The organism is Vreelandella neptunia (assembly GCF_034479615.1).
GTDB lineage: Bacteria > Pseudomonadota > Gammaproteobacteria > Pseudomonadales > Halomonadaceae > Vreelandella > Vreelandella neptunia.
The window spans coordinates 3,109,358-3,124,894 of the sequence record NZ_CP140255.1; the positions used below are offsets into that span (position 1 = coordinate 3,109,358).

Annotated in this window: 12 protein-coding genes; 3 read left to right on the top strand and 9 right to left on the bottom strand. The window is 57.2% G+C overall.

Annotated features, from left to right (window positions below; all coding sequences use genetic code 11):
• Window positions 1-13 precede the first annotated feature (13 nt).
• The 5 genes from SR894_RS14525 to SR894_RS14545 all read right to left on the bottom strand — a co-directional run bounded on the left by SR894_RS14525 (window position 14) and on the right by SR894_RS14545 (window position 6,446).
• The gene (locus tag SR894_RS14525) at window positions 14-679 is read right to left on the bottom strand and encodes an alpha/beta hydrolase (protein WP_133729975.1); all 666 of its coding nucleotides are present in this window, start codon (window positions 677-679) and stop codon (window positions 14-16) included.
• 90 nt (window positions 680-769) lie between these two features.
• Window positions 770-2,539, bottom strand: a complete 1,770-nt coding sequence (locus tag SR894_RS14530; protein ID WP_133729974.1) for an SLC13 family permease — start codon at window positions 2,537-2,539, stop codon at window positions 770-772.
• 273 nt (window positions 2,540-2,812) lie between these two features.
• The gene (locus SR894_RS14535) at window positions 2,813-3,016 is read right to left on the bottom strand and encodes a cold-shock protein (RefSeq protein WP_035559868.1); all 204 of its coding nucleotides are present in this window, start codon (window positions 3,014-3,016) and stop codon (window positions 2,813-2,815) included.
• A 197-nt stretch (window positions 3,017-3,213) separates the two neighbouring features.
• Entirely contained in the window at window positions 3,214-4,908 is a 1,695-nt protein-coding gene (locus SR894_RS14540; RefSeq protein ID WP_133729973.1) for a GMC family oxidoreductase, read from the bottom strand.
• Window positions 4,909-4,934: 26 nt separating this feature from the next.
• Window positions 4,935-6,446, bottom strand: a complete 1,512-nt coding sequence (locus SR894_RS14545) for a CoA-acylating methylmalonate-semialdehyde dehydrogenase (protein WP_133729972.1) — start codon at window positions 6,444-6,446, stop codon at window positions 4,935-4,937.
• 150 nt (window positions 6,447-6,596) lie between these two features.
• Between SR894_RS14545 and SR894_RS14550 the strand changes: the two genes are divergently transcribed.
• From SR894_RS14550 to SR894_RS14560, 3 genes are all read left to right on the top strand, one after another.
• Window positions 6,597-7,505, top strand: a complete 909-nt coding sequence (locus SR894_RS14550) for a LysR family transcriptional regulator (protein WP_133729971.1) — start codon at window positions 6,597-6,599, stop codon at window positions 7,503-7,505.
• Between the two features lie 107 nt (window positions 7,506-7,612).
• The gene (gene msrA / locus SR894_RS14555) at window positions 7,613-8,281 is read left to right on the top strand and encodes a peptide-methionine (S)-S-oxide reductase MsrA (RefSeq protein ID WP_133729970.1); all 669 of its coding nucleotides are present in this window, start codon (window positions 7,613-7,615) and stop codon (window positions 8,279-8,281) included.
• A gap of 202 nt (window positions 8,282-8,483) precedes the next feature.
• Window positions 8,484-9,866 (top strand): NAD-dependent succinate-semialdehyde dehydrogenase, encoded by a 1,383-nt coding sequence (locus tag SR894_RS14560; protein ID WP_133729969.1) that lies wholly within the window; start codon window positions 8,484-8,486, stop codon window positions 9,864-9,866.
• A gap of 88 nt (window positions 9,867-9,954) precedes the next feature.
• On the opposite strand, the gene SR894_RS14565 is transcribed toward SR894_RS14560, so the two are convergent.
• From SR894_RS14565 to SR894_RS14580, 4 genes are all read right to left on the bottom strand, one after another.
• Complete coding sequence (locus SR894_RS14565) at window positions 9,955-10,443, bottom strand: phosphatidylglycerophosphatase A family protein (RefSeq protein ID WP_133729968.1); 489 nt, start codon at window positions 10,441-10,443, stop codon at window positions 9,955-9,957.
• Window positions 10,443-11,186 carry a tellurite resistance TerB family protein gene (locus tag SR894_RS14570; RefSeq protein ID WP_133729967.1) on the bottom strand — a complete coding sequence of 248 codons (744 nt, stop codon included), beginning with the start codon at window positions 11,184-11,186 and terminating at the stop codon, window positions 10,443-10,445. The genes SR894_RS14565 and SR894_RS14570 overlap by 1 nt, the downstream gene beginning before the upstream one ends.
• 136 nt (window positions 11,187-11,322) lie before the next feature.
• Entirely contained in the window at window positions 11,323-14,388 is a 3,066-nt protein-coding gene (locus tag SR894_RS14575) for an AAA family ATPase (RefSeq protein WP_133729966.1), read from the bottom strand.
• Complete coding sequence (locus SR894_RS14580; protein WP_133729965.1) at window positions 14,385-15,533, bottom strand: exonuclease SbcCD subunit D; 1,149 nt, start codon at window positions 15,531-15,533, stop codon at window positions 14,385-14,387. Before SR894_RS14580 ends, SR894_RS14575 begins: the two co-directional genes overlap by 4 nt.
• Between the last annotated feature and the right edge of the window lie 4 nt (window positions 15,534-15,537).

Sequence of the window (15,537 nt, forward strand, 5' to 3'; positions counted from 1 at the left end):
CACGAATAGGCGCTTAGTTTAGGCGAGAACTCAGCCACTTGCCGATATCATTCACCTGCTGGGGGCAGAGCGCATGGGCCATGGGGTATTGACGGTAGTTGACCGCGTAACCCATCTCTTTCAAGCGGTCGGCTCCGCTACGACCCAGGCTTTCAGGCACAATGGGGTCAAAGTTACCGTGCTGCACTTCTATAGGGATTTGACGATTGGCTTCCGCCAGGTCGATATTGTCCGCGGTCGCGAAGTAGGTCGACATGGCCAATAAGCCCCCTAGCGGCGCGGGGAAAGTCAGCGCGGCGTGGTAGGCAACAGCACCACCCTGCGAAAAACCCGCCACAATAATGCGTTGGCTATCGATGCCCTGGTCGATCTGCTCTTGAATCAACGCCTGGATTCGCTCAGCAGATTTCTTGAGCTGGATCTCATCGACCCGACGTCCCAAATCCATGGCCAAAATATCGTACCAAGCGGGCATCACCATACCGCCATTGATCGTCACCGGCAGCCGAGGCGCATGGGGCATGATAAAGCGTACGTGGGAATCTTTAGGCAGCGCTAATGCGGGTACCAAGGGTTCAAAATCGCGCCCATCCGCGCCTAAGCCGTGAATAATAAACACACAGGCATCGGCGGGTTGACCATCTTTCGGCTCAATAATCAGTTCGCCAGGAGCAGTCATGACATCGTATTCCTTATTCAAAAAGGGCCACCCTAGCGCAAACCCGCGTTAACAGCGAGCCATGGCATGCTTAAAAAGGTCACGCCACGCTTAAAAGGGCCACACGAGGGGAATCAAAACGAGCGCTATGGCACCCGTCAGTATATTTAATCCACCGCCCAAACGTAGAAAATCGCTCACTCGGTAACCGCCCGGGCCATACACCATCAGGTTGGTTTGATAGCCGATGGGGGTTAAAAAGCTCGCCGAAGCGGCAAACATGACCGCCACAACATAGGGCATCGGGTTCACGCCCAAGCTTTCCGCCGCGCTCATCACCACCGGAAAAATAATCACTGCCGCTGCATTGTTGGTCACCAGCTCGGTGAGCAGCGCCACCACGCAGTAAGTGCCTACTAACAGTAGCAAAGGGTTCCCAGCCACTAAGGTGAGCACTCCGCCGGCCATTACCTCGGCAGCACCAGAGCTCTGCAGCGCGGCCCCCACTCCAAACGACGCGGCAATGGTAAGCAACACCTGGGTATCCAAGCCACGCTTGGCGGCGCCCACCGAACAGCAGCCCGTGAGTAGCGCCAATGCCGCCCCCAACATGGCAGCGTTGAGCATACTCAGCACCCCGAAGGCGGCAAGCAGTACGGCGCCTAACAGCACTCCCCACGCTAGCGGCGCTTTCTCATGGATCGGCCGCGCCGCGCCATTCAACTCACTAATCAGCAGGAAATCCCGCGACTGGCGGTGCCGCTCAATAAAAGGCGGCCGCGCCTCCAGCAGCAGCACGTCGGCGGGCTGCAGCCGCACTTGGCCAAGATTGCCCTTAACCCGTTCGCCGCCACGGCAGATCGCCAGCACGGCTGCCCCATAAAGGGTTCTAAAGTGGCCATCGCGAATACGCTGGCCAATAAACTGGCACTGATTTGAGACCACGGCCTCGACCAAGCGACGCTCTTTGAACTCTTTCTCCAAACTGGAGGTACCATCTCGGGAAGGAATTAAGCCACGAATTTGCTGCAACTCCACCGCCGCATCAGAGGTACCTGCAAACACCAGCCGATCGCCACCTTTTAGCTGCTCGCCAGGCCCAACAACGCTAACCACGTTGCCTGCACGCTCAATCTCGACCAGAAACAGCTCCTGCAGGTGGCGTAACCCCGCCTCTTCAACGGTGCGATCCACCAGCACGCCTGCCGGGTCGACTTCCATTTCGATAGTGAACTCGCGAGGGTTGGCAAACGCATTGGCCAGCCCTTCCCTAGCGGGCAACAAACGTGGCCCTAACAAGACTAGATAAGCAAGTCCTGCGATGGCCACCGGAACACCTACCCAGGCCAAATCCAACAGGCCCATGCCAAGCTCCGGGTAGCGTTCCAGCAGCAGTCCATGTACCACTAGGTTAGTGCTGGTACCAAAGAGCGTAATGGTGCCACCAAGGATAGAGGCGAAGCTGAGCGGCATCAGCAACCGCTGGGGAGACAAGCGCAGCCGACGGCTCCAGCTCATAACCGCGGGGATATAAGTAGCAACAACCGGAGTATTGTTAACGAAGCCGCTAAGCGTGGCCACGGGGAGCAGCAGGCGTACCAGCGCGCCTCGCTCGCTTTTAGGCCGCTTGAGTACATAGCGAATAATCAGATCGATGCCGCCGGTTTCGCGAATGCTGGCCACCAGCACATACATAAACGCCACGGTAAACAGGCCACTATTGGAGAAGCCCCCCAGCGCCTGCTGTGGGTCAATCACACCCAGCGTCATCAGTAAAACAACCGCGCCCAGCAAGATAATATCCGGCCCCAGGCGTGAAAAAGCCATCAACGGAAAGATGGTGAGCACCACCCCGACCGCTATCCAAGCATCCAGCGACATAACTACGACATCCTTAACTAATAAGCATGGCGGTATTGTGAAGCCAATCTTATATTCTAAAAAGTTATTTTTAGAAACATTTAAAGATCGAAATGGAATATGGTGTGAGGTGTGAGGTGTGAGGTGTGAGGTGTGAGGTGTGAGGTGTGAGGTGTGAGGTGTGCTAAGTTTAGGTTACAAAACCTAAAAAGCGAAAACCCCGCGCTTGGCGGGGTTTTCTGGTCAATCAACGCTAAGCGGTGATTGCTAACATCTCAATACTTAAGAATTAACTTAAACTACTTTGATGTTAGAAGCCTGAAGGCCTTTTTTACCCTGTGTGACGTCGAAGGAAACCTTCTGGCCGTCTTGCAGAGATTTGAAGCCTTCTGCCTGAATTTCTGAGAAATGCGCGAACAGATCGTCGCCATTGTCGTCAGGAGAAATGAAGCCGAAACCTTTAGTGTCGTTGAACCACTTAACGGTACCAGTTGCCATGATCGAAATCCTCGATGTTGCTAATTAAACCGGGAAATACCCGAATTGCAGTGGGTATAACAAGAGACTTTCACCAGATTTAACGCTAGAGGCGCTTCTATACTGCTGACAACGTTCGACTTGCTAACCAACTGTCACCATTTTGCGCTGATCCACCCTCCCGCGTCAACACCCTTATAAAACGTTGATTAATAGATCTAAACCTCACGCCTCTCAGCCAGTATCCAACCGGCGGCCTTCTCGGCAATCATCAGCGTCGGAGAGTTGGTGTTGCCGCTGGTGATGGTCGGCATAACGCTGGCGTCAGCCACTCTTAGCCCGCGAATACCGCGCACTCTCAGCCGTGCATCGACCACTGCCATCGCATCATCTTCCTGGCCCATACGTGCGGTGCCCACCGGGTGGAAAATAGTCGTGCCGATATCACCAGCCAGCCGGGCTAACTCATCGTCGCTTTGGTACTCGAGGCCGGGTTTCACCTCTTCCGGCGCGTATTTGGCAAACGCAGGCTGCTCGGCGATACGCCTTGTCACCCGCAGAGAATCCGCCGCCACCTTGCGATCTTCAGGGGTGCTCAAGTAATTGGGAGAAATCGCCGGTGCCTGGCGCGGGTCGCTGCTTTTAAGTCGCACGGTGCCCCGGCTGGTAGGGTTCAAATTGCAGACGCTGGCGGTAATTGCCGGGTACGGGTGCAGCGGCTGACCAAAGGCTTCCAGGCTTAGCGGCTGCACGTGGTACTCAATGTTGGGGTGCGGTTGATCCTGCGTACTGCGGGTAAAAGCCCCCAGCTGTGAAGGCGCCATGCTCATTGGCCCGGAGCGTTTAAGCAGGTACTCAAGGCCAATTCCCGCTTTACCCCACAGCGTGCTGGCGATGGCATTGAGGGTTTTGCCATTAGTAATCCGATATATCGAACGAATCTGCAGGTGATCCTGCAAGTTCTCGCCGACGCCTGGCAGCTCATGCACCACCTCAACGCCGTGCTCACGCAGTGTCTCTGCGGGCCCCACACCGGAAAGCTGCAGCAGATGCGGCGTACCAATAGCGCCGGCGCAGAGCACCACCTCTGCATTGGCCCCCTCCTTGCTCAACATAGCATGTTGGGTTTTGCCCCCACGCTCTACTTCTACACCCGCGCAGCCTAGTGCGTCCGCTTGCTCAAAGAGCAGCCGATTGACCTGGGTGGAGTGCCATAGCGTGAGGTTTTTGCGCTTGAGCGCGGAGCGCAAAAACGCTTTGGCGGTATTCCAGCGCCAGCCCGAGCGCTGATTGACCTCAAAGTAGGCCACGCCTTCGTTAGACCCGCGGTTAAAATCGTCGGTACGCGGAATACCCGCCTGCACGGCAGCTTCGGCGAAATCATCCAGCACCTGCCACTTAAGGCGCTGCTTTTCGATCCGCCACTCCCCACCGTGGCCGTGAAAATCCCGGTGCTGGGCGTCTGCATCTCCGCCCTCGTCCAGACGGTAGTGGTCTTCATGTTTGATAAAGTCGGGTAGGCAGTTCTCCCAGCGCCAGGCGTCGTCGCCTGTGACTTCCGCCCAGTGGTCATAGTCACGCGCCTGGCCGCGCATATAGATCATGCCGTTGATGCTAGAGCAGCCGCCCAGGGTTTTCCCCCGCGGGTAGATCAGCGAACGTCCGTTGAGGCCTTTATCGGGCTCGGTGCGAAACAGCCAGTCGGTGCGTGGATTATTAATGCAGTAGAGGTAGCCCACCGGAATATGAATCCAGTGGTAGTTATCGCGACCGCCCGCCTCTATCAGCAGCACCTTATTATTGGGATTAGCACTCAAACGATTTGCCAGTAGGCACCCCGCGGTGCCTGCGCCGATCACGATATAGTCGAAGTGACTGATATGGTCGACATTGTTATGGGTAGATTCTGACATTGGTTGGCTCCGGTAACGTTTGGTCGCTACTTCGCCGTGGGCATTACAAATTCAGCCCCGGCATCAATCGAATCCGACCAACGCTGCATAATCGACTTCTGCTTGGTGTAGAAACGCACGCCCTCTTCCCCATAGGCATGGGTGTCACCAAACAGCGAACGCTTCCAGCCACCAAAGCCGTGCCATGCCATGGGAACCGGAATGGGCACATTGATACCCACCATGCCGACCTGAATACGGCGGCCAAACTCCCGCGCCACCGTACCGCTTTCGGTAAAGCAGCTAACGCCGTTACCGAACTCATGATCGTTAATCAACTGAATGGCCGTGGCGATATCCGGCACCCGCACACAGACCAGCACCGGGCCAAAAATTTCTTCTTTGTAGATCGTCATCTCGGGAGTGACATTGTCAAAAAGCGTGCCGCCCATCCAGAATCCTTCAGCACACTCCTCCCCCGCCGTAGAGGCGTCAAAGGTACGGCCGTCGACCACCAGTTCAGCGCCTTCCGCCACGCCTTTTTCGATATAGCCGGTAATCCGCTGATGAGCCTCACGGGTCACAATGGGGCCCATTTCCGCATCAAGCTGCATGCCATCTTTTACTTTTAGCGCTTTGGCACGTTCCGCCAATGCCGGGACGACCTTATCCGCCACATCGCCGACCAACACCGCCACGCTAATCGCCATACAGCGCTCACCAGCCGAGCCATAGGCGGCACCAATCAGCGCATCGACGGCTTTATCCAAATGCGCATCCGGCATCACTACCATATGATTTTTGGCTCCGCCCAAGGCTTGAATGCGCTTGCCGTTGCGCGCTCCGCGCTCGTAGATCAGGTTGGCAATTGGCGTTGAGCCTACAAACGACAGCGCCTTAACATGCGGATGGTCGATCAGAGCTTCCACGGAGTCTTTATCACCCTGCACAACGTTAAACACGCCATCGGGCAGGCCTGCCTGCTTTAGCAAGTCAGCCATCAGCAGCGAAGCACTGGGATCAAGGGGGCTTGGCTTCAAAATAAACGTATTCCCCGCCGCAATTGCCAGCGGGAACATCCACATCGGCACCATGGCTGGGAAATTAAATGGCGTTATACCAGCCACGACGCCTAACGGCTGGCGCATCGTCCAATTATCAATCCCGGTACTCACCTGCTCGGTGTAGTCACCCTTTAACAGCTGCGGAATTCCACAGGCAAATTCGACAATATCGATACCGCGGGCCACTTCACCCTGGGCGTCGGTGAACACCTTGCCGTGCTCTTTGGTAATCGCTTCGGCTAGCTCATCTTTATGGGCGTTTAACAGCTCTAAAAACTTGAACATCACCCGGGCGCGTCGGATGGGTGGGGTATCGGCCCAGGCGGGAAAAGCGGCTTGGGCGGCCTCTACCGCGGTATTGACGTCCGCCGGGGAAGCGAGCGATACACGACCGGTAACACGGCCGGTGGCGGGGTTGAAGACGTCCTGGGATTGAGCAGACTCACCCGCGGTGACCTGGCCATTAATAAAGTGCTGAATCGCTGTTGTTGTCATGGGAGTACCTAGTTAAGAACGCATGTTTAAAGCGTGTGCAAGAAGCTTACTTTCAGCCTAGCCTACTGAGCCTAGCGAGCGGATCAATTGAGTTATTTAAAAGCCAGTTATAAGCTCTGCTAATATCGCGACGAGTATTTGAGGCTAATCATGCAAGAATACGCCACCCTGCGCGCCTTCGTGGCCGTTGCACGAACGGGCAGCGTGTCACGCGCCGCAGAACAGCTGCACCTGACCCAGCCGGCCATTAGCCTAAAGTTGAAGCAGCTGCAGGCGAATTTAGGCCTTACGCTGTTTAGTCGCCGTCCTCAGGGCCTAGCGCTGACGCCTGACGGCCACGCTCTGCTACCTGCCGCTGAAAAAGCACTGGCCAGCGCCCAGGCGTTTGAGCAAACCGCCGGAACACTGCACAGCACGCTGCGCGGCAAGCTCTCAATCGGCACCATCGTCGACCCCGAATTTCTGCGTCTAGGCGCATTTTTGAGCCGATTGATGGCCCGAGCACCGCAGCTAGAAACCGAACTTCACCATGGGATGAGCGGCAGCGTGCTTAATCGCATTGAACAAGGCGACTTAGATGTGGGGTTTTACCTGGCGCCGCCTGGGCAAGGCCCTGGAAAAGACCATGAGGCGCTGGCGTGGCGTGAGCTAACCCATTTTGTTTATCACGTGATTGCCCCAGCAGGCTGGGAAAATCGACTCATTGATACCCGTTGGGAGCACTTAGCCACGCTGCCCTGGATTGTTACGCCACAGGATTCTGCCCACCACCGGCTGTTAAAGCAGGCGCTGGCACCGAGCGGCGCAGTTCCCAACCGGGTGGCCCAGGTGGATCAGGAGGCCTGCATGCTTGACCTGGTGCGCGCAGGCGTTGGCTTAAGCCTGGCCCGGGACGCCCTGGCGATGACCGAGCGCCAGGAGAGCGGCTTGGCAGTGGCGGAGAATATTCGCCTGCCCTGCGCGTTAAGCTTTATCTGGCGGCATGAAAGCACCAACGAATCGACTGTCAACGCTGCACTGAGTACGCTGGATGAGGTATGGCCCCAGCGTCTAGGCTAAGCCATAAAAAAAGGGTTGTGACAAAGGGGCTGTAAGGAAAGGGAGCGCCAAGCGACTAATCAACTCCATAATGGACAGTAACTCGCCCCTCCACCGGAGTACTTGCAATGATCCGTCTGTCCCCTCTTCGTCCATTCACGCTTGGCGTATTGGTGGCCGCTGGCCTAGCCAGCCCTTCGCTTCAAGCCCAACCCTCCCAAGCGCAGCCCTCTCAAGACCAGCCCTCGCAACAACAGAGCAGTGCGGAAGCGACCTTTGCCGGTGGCTGTTTCTGGTGTATGGAACCGCCGTACGATGACCAACCCGGCGTCAGTGCGACTATTTCCGGCTATATCGGCGGCGAGCTTGAGAACCCCAGCTACGAAGATATCACCCGAGGTAACACGGGCCACGCCGAGGTAGTCAAGGTCGAGTACGATTCTGAGCAAATCAGCTACGCGCAGCTCTTAGAAATCTTCTGGCGCAACATCGACCCCTTTGCGGTCGACCGTCAGTTCTGTGATGTGGGCGATCAATACCGCTCGGCGATCTTCTATCACGACGAAGCCCAGCGGGAACTGGCCGAAGCCTCGAAAGCCGAAATGGAAGCGCGCTTTGACCGGGAGATCGCCACCCAAATAGTACCAGCCACCAAGTTCTGGCCTGCTGAGGAGTACCACCAGGACTATTATCAAAAGAACCCCGTGCGCTATAAGTTCTACCGCTACAGCTGTGGTCGCGACGGGCGCCTGGAAGAAGTGTGGGGCGAAGAAGCCGGAGGGCCTTCGTTTGAGTAGCAGGTGTTACGACTTAAACATTGATTAGACTAATTGGTTGAACTGTTTACTTTAATCACTGCCGGAAAGGGAACGCCAATGTTATGCATGGTCGTTCATTTTGTACTACAGTGACCTTACGCAAGAAATAGACCGGTTGGTCTATTAGGCGTCCTGGAGCTGGACGCTGTGACCCCACGTTGATCAATAGATAGGAGATCTTATGAGCAACAGCATCAAGACGATCAATCCCACCAATGGTGAAACCCTCGAAACCTATACGCTAATGAGCAGCGCGGAAGCCAAGCAGGTAGTCGACGCCTGCTACGAGGCGTTTCTCGATTGGCGCTTAGAGTCCCTGGAAAGCCGCGCTAAAACGGTTAAAGCCATTGGCCAAGCGATGCAAACGCATAAAGAAGAGCTTGCCGACCTGATGGTCAAAGAGATGGGCAAACTGCCTTCTCAGGCCCGCCAGGAAGTCGATCTTTGCACAGGCATCTGTGACTACACCGCTGAACATGGCCCCAAAAAGCTAGCCGACGAAGAGCGTCAGCCTGGCAATGGCGAACGCGGTTTTGTGACCTACTCACCGATGGGTGTGATCTACGGCATTCAGCCCTGGAACTTCCCTGCATATCAGGTAGTACGCTACTCCATCGCCAATATTATGGCGGGTAACGGCGTGCTGCTAAAACACGCTGAAAACGTGACTGGCAGCGGCCTACTGCTAGAAAAAATCTACCGCGAAGCGGGCCTCCCGGAAAACGTCTTCCGTACACTGGTGATCTCTCACGATGTTTCTGATGAGGTGATTGCTCATTCTGCGGTACGTGGGGTAACCCTAACGGGTAGTGATGGCGCAGGTCGCAAAGTCGCTGGCAAAGCGGCCGAGCACCTTAAAAAGACCGTGCTTGAGCTGGGCTCTAACGATGCCTACCTAGTGCTCGATGACGCCGACATGGATGTCGCCATCGACACCTGCGTACAGGGGCGCGTCTACAACGGCGGTCAAACCTGCGTCGCGGCCAAGCGTTTTGTGGTCACTGAAAAGAACTATGAAACGTTTAAAAAGCGCTATGTAGAACGTATGCAGTCGCTTAAAGCGGGTGACCCGACCCAAGAAGACAGCGATCTGGGCCCCATGGCTCGCATGGATCTGCGCGATGATCTCCACGACCAAGTGGAAGAGAGTGTGCGCAAAGGCGCGAAGATTCTCTGCGGTGGCGAAAAGCCATCCGGTAAAGGCGCGTTTTACCCGGTCACCGTGCTGGATAACGTGACTCCCGGCCAGCCCGCTTACGACGACGAGCTGTTTGGCCCCGTCGCTGCACTAATTCGTGCCAAAGATGACGAAGATGCCATGCGCATTGCCAACGACAGCCGTTACGGCCTGGGCGGCGGCATCATATCTAAAGATGTGAAACACGCCACCGAGCTTGCCAGCAAGTACTTTGATACCGGCATGGTGTTTATCAATGGCTTTGGCGTTGCAACCCCGGAAATGCCTTTCGGCGGCGTTAAAAACTCCGGTTACGGTCGCGAGCACGGCGGCTTCGGCATGCACGAGTTCGTCAATGCCAAGTCGGTGATTGTCGTTCAAGAGTAAGGCTGTAATCGCTCAAAATCCTGAGCGATAACCAAGAGCGCCGCTAGCTTTTCATCAGGCTAGCGGCGCTTTTTTCGTTGCGTGTTTATTACGAATTCAACTGTTGGTCAGAGGTTCGACGCAGCCAAAGTTTCAGCACAATAGCAATCACCACCCAGGTCACCAACGCCGCAATAACATCATCCAAAACAATGCCAAAACCGCCATGAACATACTCTGCCAGGTGAATCGGCGGAGGCTTCAATCCATCGAAAAAACGATAGACAACAAATGCCAGCGCTATCACCGCTGGGTGGCGCGCGCCGGCTAACCCGATTACCGCCAGCGGAAACGCTACATATTCATCGGCAACGATACTGCCGTGATCCAACCCGGCATAGTGCCAGGCGGCAACGTGGCAAACCGGCACGGCAAGTAGCAGCAGAGCTGCCATAATGGTGCCCTGCTGTACCAGCGGGCGGCTCAACAACCACCACGCCAGAGGGATGCCCAGCAGCGAGCCAAAGGTACCCGGCGCCATCGGCGCTAGCCCCAGGCCAAAGCCGGTAGCTAGCCAAAAATTAACCGTATCCAGCATTAACCCGCCTGCTGCGCTTGACGCTCAAGTTCGTCAGTCATCTCTTTGGGCAAGTTAAGCGCACTGCCCAACTGATCAAGCCAAGCGCGCTCCATGGGGTTTTGATCATCGGTCACGGCCACGCTGATCAGGTACATTTCCCGGGCTGCTTGAGGGGAGTCCGCTTCGCGGGCCAGCGCCTGAGCATCCAGCGGTGCTTTTAGCTGCTGCTCCACCCAGTTATGCATCTCCTGGTCGGCACCCAGGGCATCAATCTGCTCGGTAATCAGCGCCTGCTCCTGCTCATCAATATGGCCATCGGCCCGGGCAGCCATAATCATCGCCTGCAGTAACTCCAGGCTGCGGCGCTCCTGATACTCACCGCTAAGCACTTCTACTCGCTCGCCCTCTGGCGAATTCTGGGCCGTATTTTGCTGGGCATTGCCATTTTTTGCCGCCTGGGAGCTCTGCCACGCTTTCCACGCCAGCACGCCCACCCCAGCAATGGCGCCGTATTTCAGCGCTTTACCGCCCATGCTGCGGCCGCGTTTGGAGCCGACCAACATGCCCATGGCGCCGCCACCGAGCAGGCTCTTAACATCGAAGCCACTGGAGGAGCCGCCACCTTGACCGCTGCTGCCACTGCCTAGCTGCTTAGAGAGCCCGCTCAGCATGCCTTTAACATCAACACCACTGCCACTGCCGCCCTTCTGACTTCCGCCAGCTTGCTGCATCAGCTGCTGTAAAATTTTGCTTGCGTTCATCCTTGTACTCCTAAGTAGATAGTATCTTCAGAGCTCGTTTGACGATTGAGTCACTTTATAAAACATTCTATATGAACGCAGCATGAACCAGGCCTTGGAGGAAAACTGCCTGCAATCGGCCATGCGGCGTTAAGCGTTAAAGAAGTGCACCCTTTACTTCCACTGAGCTCCCCTGCCGGCTGGCACGCACGTCTATACGGACTGGCATTTGCTCTTTGAGTTCGCTGACATGGGAGATCACCCCGATCATGCGTCCGCCCATTTGCAGCTCGCTAAGCATGGCAATGGCTTGGTCGAGCGCATCCTGATCCAGGCTGCCAAAGCCCTCGTCGATAAATAGCGTATCCAGTTGAATCCCGCCAGCGTATGCCTGTACTACATCCGAGAGCCCTAGCGCCAGCGAGAGCGCGGCCATAAACGACTCCCCGCCTGAGAGTGTCGCTACCGAACGATTCTTGCCGGTGTAGGTGTCGGCCACATCAAGCTCCAGCCCAGAGGCTCTGTTACCTTTGGAGGGATCTTCCCGGCGTACCAACTGATATCGCCCGCGGCTCATGCGCACCAACCGCTCGGAGGCTTGAATCAATACGTCATCCAGCAGCACACCCAGCACAAAACGCTGCAGGCTAATACGGTGCCCCGTACGGCCGTTAGCAACCTCACTGAGCGTGCCCCACAACTGATACTGGGCTTCGAGCTCTGCCTGCGCCGTGTGGGCAGTCGCAAGCTTTTGACGAATGCCTCGCAGTGTGGACAGCCTTCCATCGAGTCCTCGCCACGCCTCTAGCTGGGCGTTCTCTTCGACCTGGGCCAACTCGGCTAGGCTGTTCAGCGCGGCCATATTTGGCGGCGTTTTTTCCGCAAGCTGGGCTTGGTAGTTCTCCAGCGCACCCTCAAGCTCGGCCAGGCGGCGTTGGTACACCTCTACTTGGCGAGTCAACTCTTGCCGCTGAGCATCATCCAACTGCGCAGCCTGAAACGCCGCCTCATCACCAAAGGGGCTAGCCTGCAGGGCAGTTTGCCACTCTGTTTGCACCTGCTTTAGCGTCTGCTCACTACGTTCGATTCGCTCGTTCGCGCCGCGTAACTGCTCTTCCGCCCGCGCTAGTTGTGTTTGGCTGGTCGAGAGCATCTGCTGGGCGCTCTCCCAGGCTTTTTCGAGCTGTGCGATCTGGTGTTCAAGCTCAGTGAGGGTTCGGCGCATTGCCTCAGGGTCGCGAGCATCTTCAGGCAGCGATTGGCTCAGCTGATCGCGCTGACTCTCCAGGCGCAACGCCTCCTCCTTCGCCTTCTCCACCTCGGGACGCTGGGTTTTAAGCTGCTTATCCAGCGCGCCCCACTCACGGCGCAGCGCTTCGCGAGCGGTGTTCTGCTGGCTAATCTCACGTTCAACGCTTTCCCGGCGCTGCACTTGGCGGCGCAAGCCTTCGCAGGCATTTTGCAGCTCAGCCAGCGGTTGACTAGCCCACTCGCCCAACTGTTGGGCAAGCCGCTGGGCCTGTTCTGTATTGTAGTTAATCTGCTGAGTGAGCTGATGGTGATGACGTTCGGCACCCTGACGTGCTTGGCGGGCCTGCTCTTGCGCCATCCTGGCTTCTTCAACCTGCGCCTGACTGACCACGTTGGCACTATCAACCGCTGGGGCTGGATGCTCCAGGCTGCCACACACAGGGCAGGGCACATCCTGTTCAAGAGTAAGCGCTAACAGCGCGGCCTGCCCCTGGTGCCAGCGCATCTCCTGCTCAGTGGCGTGGCGTTGCGCGCGCTCTGCTTCGCTTTGCTGGCGGTTGAGTGCCTCCGTCGCCTGCTGCTGTTGCCTGGTTAACTCATGCGCTTGCCGGGTGAGTTCATCCAGCTCTTGGCGCTGGGTCAGCAGGTCGTTATGGCGGCTTAGCTCAGCGGGGGCACTGGCCAGCTGCTGATACTCTGTTTGTAAGCGCTCCAGATTAACGCCGATCGCTTCGCCCTGCTGACGAATGCTATCTAGCTGCGCCTCATCACGCTTGAGCGCACTATCGGCTTGTTGCCAGGAGGCCTGCGCCGTTTGAAAACGCGCCTGCAACTCGCTTAATTGCTGGCTTTTATGAATAAATTCGCCCAATTGGCGATGCCGTTCACGGAGCGTGGGGAGCTCTGCCTGACGCTGGCGTGCTACTTCTAACGCCTGCTGCGCCTGTTCGGCGTGAGTACGTTGAGTGGCTAATTCGGCTTGCGCCTGTCGCTGATCGGCCTCGGCGGTGGTTAGCGCCTGCTGTGCTTGGTCTAGGGCCGCTCTATGGGGGCGCAGCGCCTGGGCGTGGGTGCTTTGCGCTAAACGCTCCTGAGTACTTTCTATGTGAGCGCGCTGCTCAAGATGGCGGGCTTTATCCGCCGCCAGCCGATCGCGGGCCTCAAATTGACGCTGCAGCGCCAGCGCCTCATCGCGCTGTTTTTCGGCGCTACGGCGCTGCTGCTGCGCGGTTTCAAAGCGTTGCCGCGCTTGGTCTACCTGGGGTGTCAGCGCTTCAAGCTCTTGCGCTAACGCGGCTTCGCTCTCAAGCTCGCCCCCGGCGAGGATGCCACTGATATGCTGGCGATGATCACTCACTGCCCGCTCGATTTGATTGGCCTGGGTTCGCAGACGCTCTTCGATGCGCTGAAAAATCTGGGTTTGAAACAGCTGGGAAAAAATCACTTCGCGCTCTTTGGAGCCTGCCAGCAGCAGTTCGCGGAACTTACCCTGGGGTAGCACCATCACCTGGCGAAACTGGTTGGCATCCAGGCCGATCAGGGTTTGCAGCTCGGCGGTGGCATCGTTGACCTTACGCGCAACCAAACAGCTGTCTACCTCGCCTCCGCCCTTCAAGCGCCACAGCTGGGCTTCAGCATTATGGGTGGTCGTGCCTTCGCCGCGGGCCTTGGGGCGCTCCTGCTGGGGCACCCGGCGAACCCGGTAATCCACGCCGCGCAGGCGAAAATCCAGCATCACTTCCGTTAGCAGCGAAGCATCAGCCTGGTCGCAGCGCATCTGCGCCGGGTCGCGTTCATTGCCCGTGGTTTGGCCGTAAAGCGCAAAACAGATGGCATCGAGAATCGAGCTTTTACCGGCGCCGGTAGGGCCATTAATCAAAAACAGTGGGCTTCTGCCCAGGGCGGTGAAGTCGATGGTCTCACTGCCCGCAAAAGGCCCGAACGCCTGCATGGTGAGGGTTAGCGGTGTCATCCCTGAGCCTCTTCGTCACGGCTAAGCTCGCCTATCAGTTCGCTTATCGCCTCGGTTTGTTGGTCAGTCATGGGCTCACCGCTGGTTTGGGCGAAAAAGTCACTGAACATATCCAGTGCGCTGAACTTCAGCCGCTCTCGGTCAAGCTGCTGATTACCGCGGGCATCCAGCATCCCGGGCTTTTCGAGATGCAGCACGTTGGGATACACCTCGCGCAACTTGCCCATGGGGTCGAGAATGGCGTGGCGATCAGTTAACCGCACCAGCAGGTAGTCATCGGCATTCGCGTCCGTTCGCCCCTGGGCAATTAACGCATCGATCCCGCCCTCCAGTACGCGTACTTCGCGACTGGGAATGAGGGGGATCTGCTCGATCTGGGTGACGCCGCTCGCATCAAGATCCACCAGCGTCACGCCTTTGCGCTGGCTGGCTTCGGAAAAGCTGTACTTGAGCAGCGAGCCGCTGTAGCGAATATGCTCGCCACCGCGGTACTGGGGGCCGTGAAGGTGGCCAAGCGCGACGTAATCAAAGCTTTCCATAGGCTCCCAAGCGACGCTTTCGGCGCCGCCCAGGGTCAGCGGGCGTTCAGAGTCCGAGGCGCTGCCACCATCCACAAAGCAGTGGCTCATCAATATGCAGGGGCGTGTAGGGTGACGCTGCTCTTCGATGCGCTCGACCAGGTAGCGGTGGGCGCCGTCAAAATCGCGTACCTCAACGTTAAACTGGCTGCGCACATGCTCAGGGTCGGCGTAGGGAATGCCAAACACATCGACTTCAACGCCCTTAATCGCCAGCGTGACGGGGGTGGCAAAATCAGCTAAGTCAGAAAGGATATGCAGCCCGGCCTGGCGTAGGTGACGCGCGCCGAAACGAAGCCGCTCGGCGCCGTCGTGGTTGCCCGAGATCATGATCACCGGCAGCTTGCGCTCCTCGCAGAGCGCATGGAGTACCTCATCCAACAGCGTTACCGCCGCCGCAGGCGGCACCGAACGGTCGTAGATATCGCCCGCGATCAGCACCGCATCGACGTTTTCCCGGTCGATAATCTCGATAAGTTGGTCGAGCACATGGCGCTGGTCATCCAGCAACGAAAGGTTGTGGAACAGCCGCCCCAGGTGCCAATCGGCGGTGTGAAGTAGACGCATAACA

Excerpts from the sequence above, each read along its gene's own strand:
- SR894_RS14550 (WP_133729971.1), top strand. The coding sequence starts at position 6,597 with ATGCAAGAATACGCCACCCTGCGCGCCTTCGTGGCCGTTGCACGAACG.
- SR894_RS14525 (WP_133729975.1), bottom strand. The coding sequence starts at position 679 with ATGACTGCTCCTGGCGAACTGATTATTGAGCCGAAAGATGGTCAACCC.
- SR894_RS14565 (WP_133729968.1), bottom strand. The coding sequence starts at position 10,443 with ATGCTGGATACGGTTAATTTTTGGCTAGCTACCGGCTTTGGCCTGGGG.
- SR894_RS14540 (WP_133729973.1), bottom strand. The coding sequence starts at position 4,908 with ATGTCAGAATCTACCCATAACAATGTCGACCATATCAGTCACTTCGAC.
- SR894_RS14545 (WP_133729972.1), bottom strand. The coding sequence starts at position 6,446 with ATGACAACAACAGCGATTCAGCACTTTATTAATGGCCAGGTCACCGCG.
- SR894_RS14570 (WP_133729967.1), bottom strand. The coding sequence starts at position 11,186 with ATGAACGCAAGCAAAATTTTACAGCAGCTGATGCAGCAAGCTGGCGGA.
- SR894_RS14560 (WP_133729969.1), top strand. The coding sequence starts at position 8,484 with ATGAGCAACAGCATCAAGACGATCAATCCCACCAATGGTGAAACCCTC.
- msrA (WP_133729970.1), top strand. The coding sequence starts at position 7,613 with ATGATCCGTCTGTCCCCTCTTCGTCCATTCACGCTTGGCGTATTGGTG.
- SR894_RS14580 (WP_133729965.1), bottom strand. The coding sequence starts at position 15,533 with ATGCGTCTACTTCACACCGCCGATTGGCACCTGGGGCGGCTGTTCCAC.
- SR894_RS14575 (WP_133729966.1), bottom strand. The coding sequence starts at position 14,388 with ATGACACCGCTAACCCTCACCATGCAGGCGTTCGGGCCTTTTGCGGGC.
- SR894_RS14535 (WP_035559868.1), bottom strand. The coding sequence starts at position 3,016 with ATGGCAACTGGTACCGTTAAGTGGTTCAACGACACTAAAGGTTTCGGC.
- SR894_RS14530 (WP_133729974.1), bottom strand. The coding sequence starts at position 2,539 with ATGTCGCTGGATGCTTGGATAGCGGTCGGGGTGGTGCTCACCATCTTT.